Source organism: Allorhizocola rhizosphaerae (assembly GCF_003426775.1).
GTDB classification, from domain to species: Bacteria; Actinomycetota; Actinomycetes; order Mycobacteriales; family Micromonosporaceae; genus Allorhizocola; species Allorhizocola rhizosphaerae.
In genome coordinates, this window is record NZ_QJUG01000445.1 from 1 (window position 1) to 2,249 (window position 2,249).

General features: G+C 67.7%; 1 protein-coding gene. It reads left to right on the top strand.

From position 1 onward, the window contains the following. Window positions 1-204 precede the first annotated feature (204 nt). The coding region (locus DM816_RS41585) for a transglycosylase domain-containing protein (RefSeq protein ID WP_162908422.1) at window positions 205-2,249 on the top strand (2,045 nt) is incomplete at its 3' end.

Genomic DNA, 2,249 nt, shown 5'->3' on the forward strand with positions numbered 1-2,249 from the left:
CTGCGGATCCCGCGGCCCAAGGGATCCGCCGCGCCGGTGTCCCCGCCCGCGCGCGGCGTGGCCAGCGTGCCGCGACCCGCCGCGCCACCGGTGAAGGGAGGCGGGCCCGCAGGGCCGGGGGGCGGGAGGAACACAGCGGGGCAACCGCAGCAGCGGGAGGCAAAGCGCAAGACCCGCCGACGCAGGAGGTGGCTCGGTGTGGCCATGGCGGTGTTCGCGCTGCTGCTGGGCTTCGGCTTCATCGGCGGCAGCTACTTCTACGACACCGTGCCGCGGCCCAGCGAGCTGACGCTCATCAACAGCACCGAGGTGTTCGCGCGCGACGACCAGACCCAGCTGGCCAAGCTGGGCACGCAGAACCGCACCGAGGTCGCGATGGGCCGGCTGGACAAGAAGGTCCGCGACGCGCTCATCGCGGGCGAGGACAAGCACTTCTACGAGCACCACGGCATCGACCTGTGGGGGATCGCGCGGGCCGCGTGGAACAACCTCACGGGCGGTTCGCTGCAGGGCGCCTCGACGATCACCCAGCAGTATGCGCGGCAGGCGGCCAACGACCTGGAGATCTCCTATGGCCGCAAGGTGCGCGAGGCCATCATGGCGCGCAAACTGGAGGACACGTACAGCAAGGAAGAGATCCTCGGCTTCTACCTCAACACCGTCTACTTCGGACGCGGCGCGTACGGCATCGCTGCGGCCGCCGAGGCATACTTCGGCATTCCGGCGGACAGGATCGGCGAGCTGAAGGTCGAGCAGGCGGCCGTGCTCGGCGCGGTGCTCAAGCAGCCGGAGCCGGAAGGCGGTTCCGCCAAGGGTTACGACCCGCACCACGACCTCGACGCGGCCAAGGCCCGCTGGCATTACGTGCTGGGCAACATGATCGAGAACGGCTGGCTGTCCACGGCCGAGCGCGCCGGGATGTCCTATCCGGAGGTCCGCAAGTACGATCCGGCGAAGAGCCCTGGATCCTTTGGATATACCAATTCCGGTACCGGTTATGTCATCAATTACGTGGCGCGCGAGCTCGCCGAGCGGGGCGTTGTCGCGTACCTCAACGAAAACAAGCTCGGCAACTGGAAGAACGCGGGCCTGCGGATCACCACGTCGATCGACCCGCGCGTGCAGCGCGCCCTGGAGAGCGAGCTCGACCGGACCGAGCCCAACTCGACCATGAGCAAGCAGCGGGACAACATCATCGGCGCGGGCGTGGTGATCGACCCGGCGACCGGGCGCGTGCTCGCCTACTACGGTGGCACCAACAACGGCACGGAGACCGACTGGGCCGGCACCGACCAGCCGCACCCGGCCGCGTCCACGTTCAAGATCTACACGCTGGCGGCCGCGGTCAACGCGGGCTACAAGGTCAAATCCTATTGGAGCTCGCGTGAGCTGAAGCAGGCGACCGACGGGTACGACCTGACCAACGCGAGCCGCGAGTCGGACCCGACCTGCGACGAGTTCTGCACGCTGGAGGAGATGACCATCAGGTCGTTCAATGTGCCGTTCTTCGACGTGTCCCGGAAGATCACCCCGCAGAAGGTGATCGAGATGGCGCACAAGGCGGGCATCAAGTCGCTGTACACCACGGAACTGAAGCGATACGACCTGGCGCAGGGCATCCCCGGGCGTGAGGCCTTCGACCACCACGTCGCCATCGGGCAGTACCCGATCACCGTGCTCGACCACGCCAGCGGCACGGCCACGCTCGCCAACCACGGCATCTACCACGCGCCGCACTTCGTGCTGAAGGTCGAGCGCAAGAACCGCAAGACCGGCCGCTGGGAGCACCTGTCGATCGGCGACGAGCGGGTGCACGGCGTGAAGGCGATCGACTCGGTCGTGGTCGACGAGGTGACGTCGGTGCTCAAGCAGATCCCCGGCGACGCCGCGGTCGCGGGGGACGGACGCGAATCCGCGGGCAAGACCGGTACTTGGGAAAACCCGAATAAAAAGGGGACAACGGCACACACCTGGTTCACCGGCTACACGGAGCAGCTCGTGACGACCATCTGGGTGGGCAGCAAGGACGTGAACGCCACGCCGCTGACCACGGTCCAGGGCGGCGCCATGGGTTCGCTGTTCCCGCGGGCGATGTGGAAACGCGTCATGGACCGGGCGCATCAGGAGCTGGCCCTGCCCGCGACGAAACTCGCCGGCACCGCCGATTACGGCCGGATTGACGTCGGTACCGGAAAATCGCCCAGCCCGTCGCCGCTGCCCTCAACTCCCCCGGCCACCCTCACCCCCTC